General features: G+C 33.4%; 18 protein-coding genes and 1 riboswitch. Of the genes, 14 read left to right on the forward strand and 4 right to left on the reverse strand.

The window, feature by feature from the left end; translation table 11 throughout:
• The first annotated feature begins 178 nt into the window (after nt 1-178).
• The 7 genes from PP176A_RS11895 (at nt 179) to PP176A_RS11925 (ending at nt 9207) form a co-directional block, all read left to right on the forward strand.
• Nucleotides 179-2446: a pyruvate formate lyase family protein gene (locus PP176A_RS11895; protein WP_071140700.1), complete on the forward strand. Its 2268-nt coding sequence runs from the start codon at nt 179-181 to the stop codon at nt 2444-2446.
• 2 nt (nt 2447-2448) lie between these two features.
• Nucleotides 2449-3384 carry a glycyl-radical enzyme activating protein gene (locus PP176A_RS11900; protein ID WP_071140701.1) on the forward strand — a complete coding sequence of 312 codons (936 nt, stop codon included), beginning with the start codon at nt 2449-2451 and terminating at the stop codon, nt 3382-3384.
• A 129-nt stretch (nt 3385-3513) separates the two neighbouring features.
• Nucleotides 3514-4275 (forward strand): DeoR/GlpR family DNA-binding transcription regulator, encoded by a 762-nt coding sequence (locus PP176A_RS11905; RefSeq protein WP_071140702.1) that lies wholly within the window; start codon nt 3514-3516, stop codon nt 4273-4275.
• A gap of 184 nt (nt 4276-4459) precedes the next feature.
• Nucleotides 4460-5266 (forward strand): Cof-type HAD-IIB family hydrolase, encoded by an 807-nt coding sequence (locus PP176A_RS11910; protein ID WP_071140703.1) that lies wholly within the window; start codon nt 4460-4462, stop codon nt 5264-5266.
• A 142-nt stretch (nt 5267-5408) separates the two neighbouring features.
• The gene (locus tag PP176A_RS11915) at nt 5409-7319 is read left to right on the forward strand and encodes a PTS fructose transporter subunit IIABC (RefSeq protein WP_071140704.1); all 1911 of its coding nucleotides are present in this window, start codon (nt 5409-5411) and stop codon (nt 7317-7319) included.
• A gap of 76 nt (nt 7320-7395) precedes the next feature.
• Nucleotides 7396-8148 (forward strand): N-acetylmannosamine-6-phosphate 2-epimerase, encoded by a 753-nt coding sequence (locus tag PP176A_RS11920; protein ID WP_071140705.1) that lies wholly within the window; start codon nt 7396-7398, stop codon nt 8146-8148.
• A 168-nt stretch (nt 8149-8316) separates the two neighbouring features.
• The gene (locus tag PP176A_RS11925; protein WP_071140706.1) at nt 8317-9207 is read left to right on the forward strand and encodes a hypothetical protein; all 891 of its coding nucleotides are present in this window, start codon (nt 8317-8319) and stop codon (nt 9205-9207) included.
• 35 nt (nt 9208-9242) lie between these two features.
• Here the strand turns inward: PP176A_RS11925 and PP176A_RS11930 are convergent, their stop codons facing one another.
• From PP176A_RS11930 to PP176A_RS11940, 3 genes are all read right to left on the reverse strand, one after another.
• The gene (locus PP176A_RS11930; protein WP_083381941.1) at nt 9243-9443 is read right to left on the reverse strand and encodes a CrcB family protein; all 201 of its coding nucleotides are present in this window, start codon (nt 9441-9443) and stop codon (nt 9243-9245) included.
• A gap of 44 nt (nt 9444-9487) precedes the next feature.
• Nucleotides 9488-9547: riboswitch (Fluoride riboswitch) on the reverse strand.
• 60 nt (nt 9548-9607) lie between these two features.
• Nucleotides 9608-10711, reverse strand: a complete 1104-nt coding sequence (locus PP176A_RS11935; RefSeq protein WP_071140707.1) for an SIS domain-containing protein — start codon at nt 10709-10711, stop codon at nt 9608-9610.
• 85 nt (nt 10712-10796) lie between these two features.
• The gene (locus tag PP176A_RS11940) at nt 10797-11462 is read right to left on the reverse strand and encodes a ribulose-phosphate 3-epimerase (protein WP_083381943.1); all 666 of its coding nucleotides are present in this window, start codon (nt 11460-11462) and stop codon (nt 10797-10799) included.
• Nucleotides 11463-11671: 209 nt separating this feature from the next.
• On the opposite strand from PP176A_RS11940, the gene deoC reads away from it, so the two are divergent.
• From deoC to PP176A_RS11970, 6 genes are all read left to right on the forward strand, one after another.
• A complete protein-coding gene (gene deoC, locus PP176A_RS11945; RefSeq protein WP_234958925.1) occupies nt 11672-12358 on the forward strand; it encodes a deoxyribose-phosphate aldolase in 687 nt (228 codons plus the stop codon).
• A 130-nt stretch (nt 12359-12488) separates the two neighbouring features.
• The gene (gene agaB, locus PP176A_RS11950) at nt 12489-12968 is read left to right on the forward strand and encodes a PTS galactosamine transporter subunit IIB (RefSeq protein ID WP_071140709.1); all 480 of its coding nucleotides are present in this window, start codon (nt 12489-12491) and stop codon (nt 12966-12968) included.
• Nucleotides 12969-13060: 92 nt separating this feature from the next.
• Entirely contained in the window at nt 13061-13840 is a 780-nt protein-coding gene (gene agaC / locus PP176A_RS11955; RefSeq protein WP_071140710.1) for a PTS galactosamine transporter subunit IIC, read from the forward strand.
• Nucleotides 13827-14627 (forward strand): PTS system mannose/fructose/sorbose family transporter subunit IID, encoded by an 801-nt coding sequence (locus PP176A_RS11960; RefSeq protein ID WP_071140711.1) that lies wholly within the window; start codon nt 13827-13829, stop codon nt 14625-14627. Before agaC ends, PP176A_RS11960 begins: the two co-directional genes overlap by 14 nt.
• A gap of 91 nt (nt 14628-14718) precedes the next feature.
• Nucleotides 14719-15774: an SIS domain-containing protein gene (locus PP176A_RS11965; protein WP_071140712.1), complete on the forward strand. Its 1056-nt coding sequence runs from the start codon at nt 14719-14721 to the stop codon at nt 15772-15774.
• Nucleotides 15771-16220, forward strand: coding sequence for a GNAT family N-acetyltransferase (locus PP176A_RS11970; RefSeq protein ID WP_071140713.1), 450 nt, complete (start codon nt 15771-15773; stop codon nt 16218-16220). Before PP176A_RS11965 ends, PP176A_RS11970 begins: the two co-directional genes overlap by 4 nt.
• Nucleotides 16221-16319: 99 nt before the next feature.
• Here the strand turns inward: PP176A_RS11970 and agaF are convergent, their stop codons facing one another.
• Nucleotides 16320-16754 carry a PTS galactosamine/N-acetylgalactosamine transporter subunit IIA gene (gene agaF / locus PP176A_RS11975; protein ID WP_071140714.1) on the reverse strand — a complete coding sequence of 145 codons (435 nt, stop codon included), beginning with the start codon at nt 16752-16754 and terminating at the stop codon, nt 16320-16322.
• A gap of 202 nt (nt 16755-16956) precedes the next feature.
• Here agaF and PP176A_RS11980 point away from each other — a divergent pair, with 202 nt between their 5' ends.
• Nucleotides 16957-17700 (forward strand): GntR family transcriptional regulator, encoded by a 744-nt coding sequence (locus tag PP176A_RS11980; RefSeq protein WP_071140715.1) that lies wholly within the window; start codon nt 16957-16959, stop codon nt 17698-17700.
• The last annotated feature ends 210 nt before the right edge of the window (nt 17701-17910 follow it).

Consider the following 17910-nt stretch of genomic DNA (forward strand, 5'->3'; position numbering starts at 1 on the left):
CTGCAGAAAATCTGCAGGCCTTATTTTTTGCTCTTAAAAATGTAGAATTAGTCTGAAATAATATGAATCAAAATAAATTAAAAAGATATAAAATGATTGACAATGAAGCAAAGCAATGGTATAGTAAATTTATAGAAAGATGAAAATAATGATCAATTAGTGAGGAAGGGGTAGAGCAATGGCAAGGATTAATATTGACGGAGAACAAAACGTAGAAGTAAGTAAAAAAATACCCTGTGAAAAACCGCTAAAACAACAACTTGAAATTATGGAAACATATACGAAAGCTTATAAAGAAAGTGAAAAACTTGATAAGGCAAGGCGTGAATTGAATTGTCTTAAAACCATATTTCCCGTATTGTTCCGTTCTATTGAAGATACGGACTTAATAGCAGGAAGACTTGATTATCTTCCCATTGGTTTTGGAAGTACTACAAGCATCGGAGGAGTGGGACATTACTGTGTATTCCATAAACTGAGGGAGTTTAAAGAACAGTTAAGTACTGAGGATGAGAAGAATAGAGTAGATGTTCTATATGATTATTGGCAGGATCATGATATTAAGTCAATCTATTGCCAAGATGTATTGAATGATACAACAACGGGACGATTTATAGATTGTAATTATCCTTTAATGGCTACAGCACGTCTAAGCGGCATGATGCTGAATTATAAAAGATTGATGAAATATGGTATTAACGGTTTAATTCGGATAATTCAATTGAAACCCCAGAATGAGTTTCTTTCTTGTTCTATAGAAGCATTAAACCTTTTAAAAGATGTGATAGACCGACAAAAGGAATTGGTTTTGGAGAAAATACCTTCTGCAAATACGGAACGTAAGAAAGAATTGGACCTTATGTTTAAAGATTTAGATGCAATTCGTGAAGAACCGCCTCATACCTTTCATCAAGCATTACAGCTATTTTGGATTTATGCCTTATGTGCCGGTGTAATTAATTATGGAAGATTGGATGATATATTAGGTACTTATTTAAAGCGTGATATTGATGAAGGGATAATTACAGAAGAAGATGCATACCGCTATTTAAAATCTTTGTGGTGGATGATTGAAAATCGCCGTACGACGGTTAACGGACGTATTATTGTGGGAGGAGAAGGGCGCGATGATGTGGAAGGCGCAGATTTGTTTACAAGGATTTGCCTCAAAGTATGTAAAAATACAAGATATGTAGAGCCTCAGTTTACGCTGCGTTTATATAAAGATACACCTGAGGATATTAAGGATATGGCTTACGATTGTATTTCTTCCGGAGCTACTTATCCTACCCTTTATAATGATGAAGTAAATGTTCCGGCAGTAGAATATGCTATGAGACTTGATAAAAAAACGGCTCAGCAATATGTACCTTTCGGGTGCGGTGAATTTGTTATCCAAGGAAAAAGTGTCGGTACCCCCAATACATTGTTGAATTTACTGAAATTGCTGAATATAACTTTGAATAAAGGTATAGATCCCATGGATGGTATTTATAAGGGGGGACCTATCCATATAAAACCGCTGGACGAATACAGGACTTTTGAAGAATTTTATAGTCAATATAAAGAACTATTGGATTACTATTTTGATTTAAGTATAGAGGCTCAGTATCATAGTTATGAAGTGATGAATAAGGAAGTGTCGTTTTTATTTACGAGTATTTTGATGGATGACTGTATTGACAGAGGGAAAGCATTGCTTGACGGAGGAGTGGAAATTTTAGGCGGAACAAATGAAACCTATGGAAATATCAATGCGTCAGACGCACTGTATGCAATTAAGAGCCTGGTCTTTGATCAGGAGAAATACACTTTGAAGGAGTTGAATGAAGCGGCATTGCATGATTTTGTAGGGTACGAAAAAATCAGAAAGGAACTCTTGGATGTTCCGAAGTACGGTAATGATCATAAAGAATGTGATGATCTTGCCAACGATTTGTATGAGTTTGTGGCTAAGGGTATCAGGCAGAGAGGAATTGGTAAAGGAATGGGATATTATTTAATTGTAATCAGTAACAATCAAACAAATACAGACTGGGGACATAAGACAAGTGCTTCTTTAGATGGAAGACGAAAAGGACAATATATGAATCCGGCCAATAATCCTCAAGGTGGTGCTGCCAAAAGCGGTCCGACGGCGGTCCTCAATTCTCTGTCGAGATTTAAAGCCAGGTATCACGGAGGAAGCGTACAGAATATTAGATTTACACCCCATATGATGAAAGAAGATAAAGAAAAGGTAGAGGCTCTCTTTGATGTATATTTCAAGAAGGGAGGGTGCCAATTGATGGTAACGGTGGTTGATCATGGGGTGTTGGAAGATGCACAGAAACATCCTCAAAAATATCCGGATTTGCTTGTAAGAGTGGCAGGGTACAGTGCAGTATTTGTAGATTTAACGCCGGATGTACAAGAAGAATTATTAAGCAGGGAGTTGTATGGCTAAAGATGAGAAGTGATATTAATTTAGAGCATCATATCAATAAAATTAAAATATTCAATATAGAAAAGTTTGCAACTCATGACGGTGAGGGTATACGCACTGTTGTATTTATGCAAGGGTGTCCCCTTCACTGTCCTTGGTGTTCAAATCCGGAATCTCAGTGTATGGATTCACATTTGTTTTATACCAAAAAGAAATGTGTGCACTGTCATAGGTGCGTACAGGTTTGTCCGACCCATGCAATTACGTTTTGTGAAGAACATTTTTCTTATGATAAAGAAAAGTGTATCCATTGCAAACAATGCGTCTCCAATTGTTTCAATGAAGCAATTGAGTTTTCGGGTATTTTAAAAACAGTGGAAGAAATTGTAGCAGAAGTAGAAAAGGATAAGGATTATTATGATTATACCGGTGGTGGAGTTACCATATCAGGTGGAGAACCATTTCTGCAATTTGACGGCTTTTTAGAATTGTTGAAAGCATTGAAAAAGGAATCATTGAATATTGCAGTTGAAACAACGGGACAATGTACCCTCACACATCTGAAGCAGGCTATTCCATATATAGACACATTTCTATTTGATGTAAAGCATACGGATAAAGAGGTACTTAAATCTGTAACAGGCGGAGATTTGGATATGATATTGAATAATCTCCGTTATATTGCAGAAAATTATAAGGAACGTGTTATTATAAGAGTTCCTGTTATTCCTAAGTTTAATTATGAGAAAGATGTTTTGGCTTCGATTATAAAATTGGGAAGCGAACTCCGCGTAAAGGAGGTCCATTTACTGCCCTATCATACCTTGGGTAAAAATAAATATGAGAAGATGCAAAAGCCTTATAGAATGGAAGGAATTCCTACAGTAAATAAAAGTGAATTGTTGTCATATATAGATATAGGAAAGGTCCACAATGTAACTGTAAAAATAGGCGGTTAGAGAATTGAAATATGAAATGAGATAAATAGCTTTGAATTAATTTGAATTGAATTGTTGACACAGGTAGCCATTCTTTGTTACACTAAAATTAGTATAAGATATATCAGTATATCAAATGGAGGCTATTATATGCTATTACAGGAGAGACTATACCATATTATGAATATTATTCATTCAAAATCCTTTGTAACAATTAAGGAGCTCATGGATGAACTGGATGTATCAAAATCAACTATTAATAGAGATTTGATCGAATTAGAAAAACGCGGTATGGTAAAGCGTGAACGGGGCGGAGCAACGGCAGTGGAAATATCCAAGACCTTATCTACCTTTAATGAAATGCCTGTTGTTGATAAAGAAAACCTCAGTGCAGATGCGAAAAGAATTATATGTGAGAAAGCAGTAGAAAATGTAAAAGATGGAGATTGTATTTATATAGACGGAGGGTCAACACCGGCTTATTTGATACAAGGACTTCTTAGAAAACGTGTGAAAATTGTTACTGCAAGTACCTATTTATTGCGTAAGATTCCCTCCAGCTTTCAGGAAGAAGTTTATTTATTGGGAGGAGAATTCCATTTTGGTTATGATATGAGCGTAGGAACTATGGCATGTGATATGCTGCACAGTTTCAATTTTGATCATGGTTTTTTCAGTACAAATGGTATAAATCTGGATACAGGAGAAGTATATGTGTTTGATGTAAAGGTGGGTGCTGTTAAACTGGAGGCTATGAAACGTTGTAACCGTAATTATCTGTTAGTTGACGATTCAAAGTTTAATGTGAAGGCATTATGCACATGGACTGAGTTAAGTGCATTTACAAATGTGTATGTGAATATGTTCTCTAAAGAAAGGAAATTACCGGACAATTTTATTATATGCAGCTGATTATGCAGATGATAAATACACCGTCATCCTGCTTGTGATAAATATGAGTTTACGTATATGATAAGCAAGATGACGGTTTTTTACAGCCATTGATGAATTAAAATGAATTATAATAATATAATACGAATTATGAAGATTTATACTGAAATAGATAGATTGTATAATGAGAGGGGAGGTGATAGCTATGGGTAGAAAAATCATATTTTTTGATATTGACGGAACACTAACAAAATGTGAAAAAAATATCCATAAACCAACACCGGAAACAATAAGGGCAATACGGAAATTAAAAGAAAACCGTATTTATGTGGCGATTGCAACGGGACGATCCAAATGCTTTATTCAAAAAAGCATACTGGAATTAGAACCGGATATTTTAATTTGTAATAATGGAGCTTATATTGAAATGAACGGTGAGGTAATTAACAGTAAGCCGATTTCAAAAACATATGTTGTGGATATTGTAAATACCGGTAAAATATATGAAATTCCCATAGTATTGGAAAGTCCGGAATGTTGTTATGCAGTTAATATGAGTTTGGAAGAGAGAAAACGATTGATTCGAAATATTGCGGTAGAGAGTAGATTCATTAAGACAGTAGATGAGCAGAAATCGTTTTTAGAACAATTTCAGATTTACAAATTGATTGTTATACTTCCTACTAAAGAGAAATTTGACATTATTAATCGCAAATATGGAAATGAATTTAATATATTGAGACAGCAATCATTTTATTCTTATGACTTTTATCCGAAAAATGTGTCAAAAGGTAAAGGAGTACGGATTATTAAAGAATATGTAGGAAACAAGTTGACGGAAAGTTATGCCTTTGGCGATGACGTAAATGACATGGAAATGTTGAATGAAGCAGATATTGGAATTGCAATGGGTGACGGCAATGAAGAATTAAAAAAGCATGCAGACTATGTAACGGAACCATTGGAACAAGAAGGCATTTCTAAAATGCTAACTCGATTGGAACTTATTTGAAATTCAGATAAGAATTTTATAAAAAAGGCTTCAATAGAAGCACAATAAATTAAGGAGGAACATGATTTTCATATGGGTTATAGAAAAGGAAAGAATTTATAACAAATAAAGTTAAATTATAAAATTTAAGGAGGGTATTATAATGAGAAACATATCACAATTTCTTTCCTCAGAACTTGTAAAAATCAATTTACAATCTAAGGACAAGAAGTCAGCAATTAAAGAGTTATCAGGTCTTTTTGAAACAAAACAAATTATTAAAGACAAAAACCAATATATTGCTGATGTTTTAAAACGAGAAGAAGAAGTTTCAACAGAGCTGGACAATGGTGTAGCAATACCTCATGCCAAATCAGCAGCAGTCATAAAACCGGCAGTAGCTATCGGAATATCCCGTAATGGGATAGATTTCAGCGGTGAGGGCAGACTGAGTTATGTTATATTTTTGATTGCTATACCTCAGAATGCAAACGATACGCATATTTCAATTCTAAGTAATCTTACATCTCATTTATTAGAAACTGATTGTATTCAAAAGATAAAAGGCGCAAAAACAGAGCAAGAGGTTGTTGACATATTTTCAAAAGAAATAGAGGAAGAACATCAGACAAGAAAAGGGGGAAGATTTTTAATAGGGGTTACAGGATGTACCGTTGGAGTGGCTCATACTTATTTAGCACAAAAAGCATTGGAGAAAGCTGCTAATGAAATAGGAGTTACAATAAAGGTAGAGACAAACGGTTCAATTGGTATAGAAAATTCACCGACAAAAGAAGAGATTGAACATGCAGAAGGAATTATTATTGCCAGTGACAGAGAAACGGATATGGAACGTTTTGCCGGGAAACGAGTTATAAATACAAGTGCGAAGAAAGGAATTGATGAGCCCAAAGAATTGATTATGCAAATTCTTGATAAAAAAGCACCCATTTATAAGCACAATCAGAAAAAAACGGTTACCCATTTTGAAGAATCTGACACAGAGTCACAGCATAAATCATTGTACAAAGTGTTGATGAGCGGAGTATCTTATATGATTCCTTTTGTTGTTATAGGAGGATTACTAATTGCCATATCTCTTGCTATAGGAGGGGAACCGACACCGAATGGTTTAGTAATTCCGGAAGGGAGTTTTTGGAATAAAATTTCTGCTGTAGGAAGTACCGGTTTTACTTTAATGATTCCTATACTGGCTGGATATATTGCAAGTGCAATCGGTGATCGTGCCGCATTGGCTCCGGGCATGATTGGCGGTTGGATTGCAAATAACGGTTCTTTTTATAATTCCACTGCCGGTACCGGTTTTATCGGAGCAATAATAGCAGGACTTTTAGTCGGATACTTTGTAAAGTGGTTAAAACATTTTAAATACCCAGAAGCAATTCAGCCTTTAGTACCGATTATGTTGATTCCTATTACGGCTTCATTATTTATTGCCTTTATTTTTATATTTATTATTGGAATGCCGATTTCTTCACTGATGACAGCTCTTAATGCCATGCTTCAAAGATTATCCACAGGGAGCTTAATAATATTAGGAATTGTAGTTGGATTAATGCAAGGGTTTGATATGGGTGGACCATTTGGGAAAGTGGCTTTTATGTTTTCTGTAGGATTGATTGCAGAGGGTCAGCCTCAATTTATGGGAGCTCAGGCCTGTGCAATTCCGGTAGCTCCCTTAGGAATGGCATTAGCTACGTTTCTGGACCGCAAACATCGATTGTTTCAATCAGAAGAAACAGCAAATGGTAAAGCAGCATTGGCTATGGGATTAGTAGGAATATCAGAAGGGGCAATTCCTTTTGCTGCCAGTGATCCATTTACAGTTATCCCGGCTAATATGATAGGTTCTGCTGTAGCATGTACTATGGGATTTTTGTTTGGAATTACGGATACGGTAGCCCATGGAGGGCCCATTGTATTATTGTTAGGAGCAGTAAATAAACCGCTGATTGGACTGTTATGCATGATGGTCGGCGCATCCGTAACAGCATTAATATGCTTGACATTAAAAAAATATAAGTACAGCAAAGTCGAAAAGAGTTATAATTAATTATTGTATAGTATCCAAGAATTGATTGATTAAATCAATAAATATCGATAATTAATATAAAAAGGGAGAAAAAACAATGGACGAGAAGAAGGAAAAACTGCTGGATTCTATGAAAAAAGGATTAATTGTGTCATGCCAGGTACAACGTGATGATCCGATTTATACAGATGATATAGCGGTTAAAATGGCGGAGTCTGCACAATGGGCCGGAGCCGTTGGAATCCGTGCCAATTCACCTGAACAGATTCGGGCAATTAAAGAAAAAGTCGATTTGCCTATGATTGGATTGTATAAGATATGGCATAAAGATACAGATGTATTTATAACTCCTACTTTAGACGCTGCCAGAGAGGTATGGGAAGCGGGTGCGGATATTATTGCGTTGGATTGTACGGCACAGATAACTCATGAAGGTAGGCCGGCTTGGGATTTATTAAAGATAGTAAGAAGGGAAATTCCGGAAGCCATTATTCTTGCAGATATCTCGACGTATGAAGAAGCAGCAAGAGCAATTGATAATGGAGCAGATATTGTGGCGCCGACTTTATATGGATATACTAAAGAAACAGCTCATATCGAGGGGCCGGATTACCGTACGCTTGCAAAGATGTGCAGGAATTTTAAAGATTCAGCCTATGTAATAATGGAAGGCCATATATATACTCCGGAAGATGCCATGAAATGCATTTACCTTGGTGCTCATGCTGTGGTTGTAGGGAGTGCAATTACACGTCCTCATTTGACGGCGAAACGTTTTGTAGACATGTTGAGCGGATATCAAAGCAATTGGCGGGATTCAGAAAGGGCAAAACATTTAATTACGGAATGAGAAGGACATGAAAGATGAGACTTGTGAAATAGACGGAAAACTTTTTATTAGTCGCCACTGCTGATTTATAAGCAGTGGCGATGTTAAATAAGGTAATAAAATTTGAAAATACCAAATGGAAAGCTTATAATAAGACAAGTAACATTTATATATTGGGGAGATATAATAATGGGCGATTTTATGATTGGGATGTATGGAAAATATGATGATAAGAAATTTGACAGGGATTTTAGGAAAGGGTTTTACGGAATAGAAGCATGTTTGTTTGAGGAGGAAGGGGATATTGAAAGATTATGCAATAAGGCCGATAAAGAAGGGTTTAAAGTTGGCATTCATTTTCCGTTAAGATCAGGCATATCGAAATTAAGGGATCCTCAATTTTTGTCTATAGATAAAGGCGTAAAAGAAAAAGCCTATGAATATATAGAAGAAGAATTAAGATATATCAAAAATGAAGGAATTAAGCCGGAATATATTTTATTCCATTATCCTAAGCCGGTTATAATTAAAGATGATTTTGATATAAATAATTGGGGGTTTTGTGATAGAAGTGAGTATATTTATGAATCGGAGTATCCATGGCATGAATTTACAGAAAATAGCGAATTTTTATTTAATTGGTTATCTCAAAAAAGTATTGAATATGACTTTATTCCAGTATTAGAATTTGATGCTTTGAATAAATATATATGTAAATTTAATTTTCTTGAAGAACTTTTGGAAAGATATAAAAGGATTAGGATTTGTTTAGACACAGGTAGATTGCATATACAAAATAGAATAGATTTGGATTTTAATGACATTGAAATTGTTAAAAGATTTTCAAAATATACAGATGTTGTACATCTGTGGAATATCAGAGTAGGCAGTATCAGTCACTTTCCTGCATTAAGTAATTTAAAACCTGAAGAAGGTTGGGCACCGATTAGGGACTATTTAAGAATAATCAAAGATGAAAATCCCAATGTAAAGATAATGTTTGAACATAGGTCGGATTTGATAAGTGATGAGGAATTAGGTGACTGCTACTCATGGATTAACTCATTAATTAAATTATAGTAGGGAGACTTTCCATTAACCGTCATAATCGAATTTTATAAGACAAGTTTGCCTAATATCACACCTCCGAAACTTAAAAATAGATTCAATAGAGTATTTAAAGTACATAATACATAGTTACCATTATTAAGAAAAGTAATAGTTTCATAACTGAAAGTAGAAAATGTTGTAAGCCCTCCTACTAATCCTGTTGTAAGAAATAATCCGCCAACCCCCACATAAAGTAATTTTTGCATTTAAACTATCTCCTTTTTTGAAAAATAAAAAAACTCCTGCTTATTATTAAGGAGGAGTCATTAGCAAAAAGCATTTAAAGGTGAACTCCATCACCTGAATTTTATTATACTTTATATCAAACTAAAAATCTACAATAATTTTTAGTTTATTAAGATATTTAACATTAACACTCTCTGTCGATATATGATTTACTTTTATATGATATTAAAGTTTTAAATTTGTTGTATAGAGGGTGCTTTTCCCACTTATGAAGTTCGTTTGTAACCATAAAGGACAGTACTTGAAAGAAGGCAACAGTATAAATTGATTTCAGATATGGATTAGGCTGAGAAGTAAAACGCAGAGCATGTTGTTCGTCCACTGTTTTATTATTTGTGATAATAAATGCACGATCAGTTATACTGCGTACAGCATGATAAATTTCTATTGTACGTTGAGATGTTGAGTCTTCATTATCAATGAAAAAGAGAGTATACAATGGATTTAGTTGAAGATTTGGTCCATGTAAAAATTCTTCTGCCTCATAGGCAACTGCCGGAATCTGGATTGTTTCTCCGATCTTTAAGGCCCCTTCAAGAGCTGCTCCAAAACTAATTCCGCATCCACAAACATAAGCGTTTGTCATGGAAGTAAATGATTTATAATTATCTTTGAATAATTTGAGGGTGTTTCTTGTTATTTCCTCATAGGTAGACATTGAATCTGAAATTTGGTTAAGTAACATAGCTTTTTCTTCTGATGTCAGATTTCCCTTTATATAAGAAGCCTCAACTGAAAATAACATAAGAAAGACAGACAAAGTAACTACACCTTTAGTTACATAACCTACGGTTTCTATTCCGCAGCCATAATCAATGATATGAGTTGCATAATCTTTAAAATCACTGTCTAAATTTGCAGTAACCCCTATAGATTCAATCTTTAATTCGTTTAACTTTTTTAAAGAATCGATTGAATTCGTACTACATCCGCTTTGAGATATTACTATTGCAAAATCATCATCTTTTAAATTCGATTCGTAATAATTAAAGGTAAAAGGAGAAATTATCTTTACTTCAATGTTTAAATATTTTTCAATAAATAATTTTGCACACTGAGATGCATTGTAGGATGAACCTGATGCAATGATCCAAAGCCTTTTATAGTCCTTTTTCAAAAATAGATCAACTAAATTTTTTGTAATGTTAAAAGAATTTTTAACATTATTTCTGACTGCTTGCGGTGTTTCATATACGTAATCCAACATTGTCATTTTTTTATCAGACATAATATCGCCTCCGTTTATACTCATGTAATTATATTTATTATTATTTCAATTAATTTTTAATATATGACAGCTCCATAGATGAAAATTAATTTCTAATAATGGAATTTCTAAGTTTAATGACATTCGTATTAAAATCTTCATTATTAAATAAACTGCTCGTTCCGGCAACAAAGACATCTGCTCCAAGTTGACTCATTTTACCACTGTTTTCAAAACTGACATTACCGTCGACTTCAATTAATAAATTCGGATTAAGATAATCTGCCAATTTTCGAGTTTGTTTTATTTTATTTAAGGTATAAGGTATTAGCTTTTGACCTGCGAATCCAGGATGGACCGTTAAAATAAGAACAAGTTCTATTTGTTCAATATAAGGAATCAATGTTTCAACGTCTGTTTTAGGTTTTAAGGCAATTCCTGCTTTCGCGGGAATCGAATGAATTCGTTTTATTGTGTTTAACGGATTTTGACTTGCCTCTATATGAAAAGTAACGATATCATTAGGATTGAATTTAAAAAAATCAATTTTAATATTTGGATTGGTTACCATCAGATGAACATCTAAAGGAATATTGGTTCTTTTATGCAAATAACTAACAAAATCCGTTCCGAAGGCAAAGTTAGGAACAAATTCTCCATCCATTATATCAACATGAATATAATCAATTGAATTTTCTTCAAAAGATTTTATATTTTTGTCAAAATTGGCCCAATCTCCGCACATTATAGACGGGGATATAAATTTATTCACAAATATCACCTCAATGTAATTACATTATAACATAATTGTAATTTCATTATAACATAATAACTTATTATGTCAATTATTTAAACGGGAATGATATAAAATAATTTGAAAAGTTAAACTATTTTAATAATATAAATTAAAAAGATATTGACTAAAATAATATTGTTATATTATAATGTAATTACAATATAACAATATAGGAGGAAATTGAATTGTTGACAGTTAAAAAAATAGCTAAGATTATTGATCATACGATATTGAAGCCAAATGCGACATCCCTTGAAATTACTAAGGCTTGTAATGAATGTAAGAAATATGGATTTGGAATGATTGCCATAAATTCAGCTCAAGTAAAATTTTGCAAAGAGCAACTTAAAGGGACTGGTATACATGTAGGGGCTGCTATCAGTTTTCCCTTAGGGCAAACTACATTAGAAACTAAATTATTTGAAACAAAAAACTCCATTGATAATGGCTGTGATGAGATTGACTATGTAATTAATATAGGCGAGTTAAAAAATGGGAATATTAAATATATAGAAGAAGAAATGGAGGCTATGGTGGACTTATGTCGTGACCGCAATATAATTTCAAAAGCGATATTGGAAAATTGTTATTTGGAAAAAAATGAAATTATTGAATTATGCAAAATTGCATTAAAAATAAAGCCGGATTTTATAAAGACATCCACCGGGTTTGGAATAAGCGGAGCAAAAATCGAAGACGTTAAGTTAATGAAGAGCATTGTTAAAGATGAAGTTGGAATTAAAGCGGCTGGGGGAATTCGTGATCTAAATACTTTTTTAGAAATGATTGATGCAGGAGCAACCAGAATAGGGACAACAAGTAGTATAAAAATTATTAAAGAATATCGAAATAGTAAGGGAATACAGAAATAGTTTTGACTATATATGGTATTGATGAATCAATATTTATCTGAAAATATAGAATATTTTTAAAAAATATATATTAATTATATAATTATAAGTAGAATTGATATATATTTAATTTATGGGGGAGTGGTGGAGAATGAAAACGCCGAATATTTTGTGGACGCGAATAGACAACAGACTGGTACATGGACAGGTAGGTGTAACTTGGACGACAACAATTCGGCCGAATTTAATGATTGTTGTTGATGATGAAACGGCAAATGATAAAATTCAACAGGAGTTAATGCAAATGACGGCTGAATCAGTTGGAGTAGGAATACGTTTTTTTTCGGTACAAAAATGTATTGATGTTATTTTTAAGGCATCTCCTTCTCAGAAAATATTTATTATTGCAAGAACTCCAGAAACAGTGAGGAAACTTGTTGAAGGAGGGGTTCCTATAAAATTGTGTAATATTGGAAATATGCATTATTCGGAAGGGAAAAAAGTATCTCGTGATGTTCATGTTTATCTTGATGAAAAGGATCTGGAAGATTTAAGAGCAATTCGAAATATGGGAGTTGATGTTTTCATACAGATAACTCCAAATGATCATAAGCTTGATTTTGAAATTTAGTTTTAAACAGGCCCTAAATTGGTTTGCTTTTTATGGTTTTATAAACAAATCAATTTTTAAAATATAAACTATTATGAAAGGAGAGAAAAGTTATGGAAATCACATTATCACAGGGTCTGCTATTGGCATTGATGACATTTATATGTGGAATAGATGCCGTATGGGAAGCATTTTTTATCTTCAGACCTATCGTTGTATGTTTTTTTACAGGAATTATACTTGGCGATGTACAACTTGGTTTGGCAGCAGGTGCTGTTTGCGAGTTGACCTATGTTGGACTGACCACGGTTGGCGGCACTGTTCCACCTAATCCGTTAGTTGCGGGAGTCATGACAACAGTGCTGGCTTATACGAGTGGAGTACCCGTTGCTACGGCCTTAGGATTATCTCTTCCCTTTGCACTTTTAATGCAATATATCAATATTTTCTTTAATTCCACATTTTCAGGAGTCATGAGTAAATTAGATGATTATGCTGCTAAAGGAGAAACAGGACCTTTTGTTAGAACTATAACCTGGATGGGACTTGTGGTTGCTCTATCTTATGCAATCGTAATTTTCTTATCAGCTTATGCAATACAGGAGCCCATCAGTGCATTTGTCAATTCATTCCCTGCATGGTTAGTTCATGGTTTTGAAGTCGCAGGAGGATTATTGCCGGGTGTTGGTTTAGGATTATTATTGAGAATCATGCTTAAAACTGAAAATGTAGGATATTTATTCATCGGATTTTTGATTGCTTCATTTTTACCGTTACAAAATGTATTGCCTATAGCAATTGCAGGAGCAGCTGTTGCTATTATTGGATATGTTAACGATAAGAACAAAATTATTCCGGGTGATACGGGAGGTGACGATGATGGGGGAATATAGAAATAAGCTATCTAAAAAGGATATTACAAAGCTGGGTATTATTTCAACAGCATATCAAACAGGATTTAATTATGAACGTATGCAGGCCGGTGGGTTTACTGCCAGTATGATTCCAAGCTTTAAAAAGATATATGGCGACAATAAAGAAGAGATTTCAAAAGCTATGACAAATAATATGGATTTTATAAATACGGAACCTCATATGGGGACATTTCTTATGGGATTAATTGTATCTCTTGAAGAAGCCGGAGAAGACCGTAATTTAATTAAGAATTTAAAAGTTGGATTGTTTGGACCTTTAGCAGGCCTTGGGGATGCCATATTCTGGTTTACCCTATTGCCTATTAGTGCAGGTATTTGTTCGTCTTTAGCTCAGGAAGGTTCAATTGTAGGTCCAATTCTTTATATGCTTATATGGTTTATTGCCTGGTATTCAAGGGTTTGGTTTGCAGGATTTGGATATTCCTTAGGAGTAAATGCAATTTCAACAATCCGTAAAAATGCCGGTGCTATTACAAATGCAGCAGGAATTCTCGGCGTAATGGTAGTAGGCGGATTGATTCCAAGCTATGTTAGTATTAATATTTTATCTTCTATTCCTCTTGCAAAAGGATCATCCTTATCGATTCAGAAAGATTTCTTTGATAAGATTTTGCCCAATCTTTTGCCTTTAGGTTTTGTATTTTTCACTTATTGGCTGTTGAAAAACAAACGTGTTAATATAGTTCTTCTTATTGTTTCGATTATCTTAGTTTCAATACTTTGTTCAGCCTTGGGAATTCTTTAGATGTTTTTGTATAGAAGGCTTATCTTTTCAATTGAAGATTAGCCTTCTATATTCCATATACAAATAACTTTAGAAGATGGGGGATTATAAAATGTACGATACTTCAAAATCTCAAATGTGGAAAGAAATATTTGAACAACCACAAGCAGTTGAAAATGCTGTTAAATTTAATATGGAGACGATTAAGTCCATTGCAGCCGAGGTAAAGAAAAGAAAAATAAATACAGTAGTATTTGCTGCCAGAGGTTCGAGTGAGCATGCATGCCAAGTAGGTAAATATTTATTTGAAATCTATTGTGGAATGACGGCATCTATTGCTTCTCCGTCGGTTATTACGTCTTATGAGGCAATTCCTGATTATAGTAATATACTTTTAATTGGAGTTTCTCAGTCGGGAGGAGCTCAAGATGTTTATGAAACAATGAAGGCATGCGAAAATCAAGGAGGAGTTTGTGTAAGTATTACTAATGTAAGAGATTCCTTAATGACCAGAGTAGGAAGTTATTATATGAACTGTGAATGTGGCCCTGAGCTGAGTGTCACTGCAGCAAAGTCGTACATCACTCAACTTGCGATTATTTCTGCTTTAGCTGCTTATATAAGCGATAACAACGATTTTATTGATGAAATATTGCACTTGAAAGAAATTGTAAGTGAATCCTTGTTGATTGAGGACCAAATAAGAAAAATTATTCCTCTTTACAGAAATGCAAGTAACATACTTATATTTGGGCGCGGCTTATTGTATGCTCTTGGGTTAGAGACAGAATTAAAAATTCAGGAAACAAGCTACTTAGATGCAAAATGTTATGCTTCCAGTGATTATCAACATGGACCTATTGCCGCAACTCGAAGATTTATACCAACAATTTTCTTTATAGCTGATAACCATACAAACGATAGTATCATTAGTTTATATAATCGTCTTAAAAAAGAATATAAGATATTTAGTACGGTTGTTACAAACAATAAAAATTTAATAAAAGATGCTGATGAAATTATTGAATTGCCGACTAATCATGAAGGTTTAAAAGCGGTTTTCTCTTGTACAATATTTTCTCAAATGTTCTCTTGTCTCCTTTCTATAGCAAGAGGATATAATCCGGATGCTCCGGAAGGAGTATCAAAGAAAACTGTGACCAGATGATGGAACTTAAAAAATTAAATCAAAAAAACGAGTTGGAGTTAAATTCAATAATTTCTAATTTTTTTCATCAACCTGTAGATCGTCAGAAATCAGTTAAATTTTTATCTGATAAGAGAAATATAATTTATGCATGTGTTGAAGATGAAAATGTTGTTGCCTATGTATTAGGTTATCAACTGCCGAGAATTGATAATGGGAATGATATGTTATATATACATCACGTATGTGTATCCGCAGAATATCGGAGAAAAGGGATTGCTAAAAAATTATTAAATATGGCCCTTGAATATGCCCAAAAAGAAAATCTTCATTATGTTTATCTGATCACCCAGACCGATAATTTACCTGCACGCAGGTTGTATGAAAGCTGTAATGGATATAACCATCCTAAAAATAAAGAACTTTATTATTGGTATTTTAGTGCGAAAGGATTAAATAATGATTAATTATATTTATATTTTCTCTTAATATGTACTTTGTCTTAAATAGGTTCTAAAAAAGGCTTCCTGAATATATTAATGTTTTAATAGAAGCCTTTTTACTATTTATATGCCATCTTCATAATTTTCTTCTGTGAAATCGAACTTTTTAAATTGAAATAAACGCATTTGTTCTTTCCCTGTAGATATACATTGATTAATAAGGGAAATCATGTCGTTATTTTCTTTTTCCAACATACTGAATTCCAACAACAGAGGTAAATTTGTACCATAGATAATGTAACAGTTTTTTAGTTCTACTGTCAAAGTTACGGAAGTTTTAAAAGGGGTACCCCCCATGATATCGGTAAAAATCACGATTGAGTCACACAAACTTAATTTTTTTAAAACTTGTTTTAATTCTTTTTCTAAATCTTCCGGCGAATTTTCAGGGGAAAAGTCAACTGCAAAAATGTTTTCCATTTCTCCGACAATTAATTTTAATGAGCTTAACATCCCGGATGCAAACATTCCGTGCCCCGTTATAATTGTTCCAATCAATAGTTATCACCCTTTCGATTGTAATAACATTATTATAATATAATTGGGGGAAATAATAAAGAATAAAATTATAATAAAATGCATAAAATTGAGGTTATTCACCATATTACTCTTAACTTGAACATTCATATTTAAAATGATAATATAATAATATAAATTTGTGTTATTATGTTATCACATAATTTTTGAGAGGAAGAATTATATGGAATATATTAAAATTAATAAGCATATTTCTACACCCTTTTATTCCCAGATAAAGGATTGCATTATAAAAGCTATCGAAGATGGAACGATTAAAGCTAATGATAAATTGCCAACCGAGCAAGAATTATGCGAAACTTTAAAAATTTCAAGGCCAGTAGTAAGACAAGCTTATGCAGAGCTGCTTTCGGAAGGAGTTATCGTTAGATATAAAGGAAAAGGGACTTTTGTTAGAGAAAGAGAAGTGAGAGAAAATTTCTTTAAAGAATTATCGAGTTTTTATCAAGAAATGAAAAGAGAGGGATTAAGACCATCCACCAAGGTATTGGAGTTAAAAAAGGTAGGATATGACGAAGCAATTTTCTCTCCATTGGAATTAAATGAGGATGAAGAATGCCTCCATATTAAAAGATTAAGATATGGAAATGATATTCCAATTGTGCTCGTGGATACTTATATACCGTTAAAATATTTTGACGGATTAGAAAATTATGATTTTGAGAATTTATCTCTATATGATATTTTTGAAAAAGATTATGATACCACTGTATTTAAAGCCAATAGGTTTGTTTGCGCAAGAATTATAAATAATGAGGATGCAAAATTATTGCAAGTAAAACGAAATACTGCAATTCACTATGTGAAAACTATTGCTTTTGACCAAATGGATCGGGCTATTGAATTATCAATAGCTCGTTATCCGGGAGAGAGGAACACTTTTGAAGTCCAAATTGATAAAAGGTGACAGAGGGAAAAGAATAAATGGGAAGTGGGGTAAACAATACTGGAATAGAATCCCAAAAGAAGGTTTAGATAACATTTCTTTGGGATTTTTCTATGTCATAAAGAATTGACTTTTCAGTTTATAGAATATATAATAAAAAGCAACAATTGTATATACAATATTACATTTTTAGACTTTTTATCGATAATTAAATAATAACTGAAGAAGGGA

Source organism: Sporanaerobacter sp. PP17-6a, from assembly GCF_900095615.1.
GTDB lineage: Bacteria > Bacillota > Clostridia > Tissierellales > Acidilutibacteraceae > Acidilutibacter > Acidilutibacter cellobiosedens.

What these genes read in the sequence shown, in the direction of transcription:
- PP176A_RS11930 (WP_083381941.1), bottom strand. Translation starts at nt 9,443, where the DNA reads ATGCAAAAATTACTTTATGTGGGGGTTGGCGGATTATTTCTTACAACA.
- PP176A_RS11905 (WP_071140702.1), top strand. Translation starts at nt 3,514, where the DNA reads ATGCTATTACAGGAGAGACTATACCATATTATGAATATTATTCATTCA.
- PP176A_RS11910 (WP_071140703.1), top strand. Translation starts at nt 4,460, where the DNA reads ATGGGTAGAAAAATCATATTTTTTGATATTGACGGAACACTAACAAAA.
- PP176A_RS11915 (WP_071140704.1), top strand. Translation starts at nt 5,409, where the DNA reads ATGAGAAACATATCACAATTTCTTTCCTCAGAACTTGTAAAAATCAAT.
- PP176A_RS11900 (WP_071140701.1), top strand. Translation starts at nt 2,449, where the DNA reads ATGAGAAGTGATATTAATTTAGAGCATCATATCAATAAAATTAAAATA.
- PP176A_RS11970 (WP_071140713.1), top strand. Translation starts at nt 15,771, where the DNA reads ATGATGGAACTTAAAAAATTAAATCAAAAAAACGAGTTGGAGTTAAAT.
- PP176A_RS11960 (WP_071140711.1), top strand. Translation starts at nt 13,827, where the DNA reads ATGGGGGAATATAGAAATAAGCTATCTAAAAAGGATATTACAAAGCTG.
- agaB (WP_071140709.1), top strand. Translation starts at nt 12,489, where the DNA reads ATGAAAACGCCGAATATTTTGTGGACGCGAATAGACAACAGACTGGTA.
- agaC (WP_071140710.1), top strand. Translation starts at nt 13,061, where the DNA reads ATGGAAATCACATTATCACAGGGTCTGCTATTGGCATTGATGACATTT.
- PP176A_RS11920 (WP_071140705.1), top strand. Translation starts at nt 7,396, where the DNA reads ATGGACGAGAAGAAGGAAAAACTGCTGGATTCTATGAAAAAAGGATTA.
- PP176A_RS11925 (WP_071140706.1), top strand. Translation starts at nt 8,317, where the DNA reads ATGGGCGATTTTATGATTGGGATGTATGGAAAATATGATGATAAGAAA.
- PP176A_RS11935 (WP_071140707.1), bottom strand. Translation starts at nt 10,711, where the DNA reads ATGTCTGATAAAAAAATGACAATGTTGGATTACGTATATGAAACACCG.
- PP176A_RS11895 (WP_071140700.1), top strand. Translation starts at nt 179, where the DNA reads ATGGCAAGGATTAATATTGACGGAGAACAAAACGTAGAAGTAAGTAAA.
- PP176A_RS11980 (WP_071140715.1), top strand. Translation starts at nt 16,957, where the DNA reads ATGGAATATATTAAAATTAATAAGCATATTTCTACACCCTTTTATTCC.
- PP176A_RS11965 (WP_071140712.1), top strand. Translation starts at nt 14,719, where the DNA reads ATGTACGATACTTCAAAATCTCAAATGTGGAAAGAAATATTTGAACAA.